Origin of the sequence: Pseudomonas huaxiensis (genome assembly GCF_003231275.1) — a bacterium.
GTDB lineage: Bacteria > Pseudomonadota > Gammaproteobacteria > Pseudomonadales > Pseudomonadaceae > Aquipseudomonas > Aquipseudomonas huaxiensis.
The window spans coordinates 1-233 of sequence record NZ_QKVL01000229.1 but is presented as its reverse complement, the minus strand read 5'-3'; the positions used below and the strand labels follow the sequence as shown (position 1 = coordinate 233).

Below are 233 nucleotides of genomic sequence, written 5' to 3'. Positions count from 1 at the left end.
GCGGTGATCGGCCCGGTAACCCGGTCGGCGCCTTGGGTGTCGTTGGTCAGCACGTTGCCGGTGAGGGTCAGTTGGGCTTCGGTGGCGGTGACGGCGTTGGTGTCAGGGGCAGCGGTTGGTACGTCGTCGACGATGTTCACGTCGAGGCTGCCGCTGGTGGTGCTGCCGTCAGTATCGGTAGCCGTAACGGTGAAACTCTCGGTGAGGCTGTTGATACCGCCAGCGTTTGGATG

The 233-nt window shown here is 63.9% G+C and carries 1 protein-coding gene; it reads right to left on the bottom strand.

Annotated features, from left to right (window positions below; all coding sequences use genetic code 11):
* Positions 1–233: hypothetical protein (locus tag DM374_RS33000; protein WP_157969853.1), on the bottom strand; the 233-nt coding region annotated here is incomplete at both ends.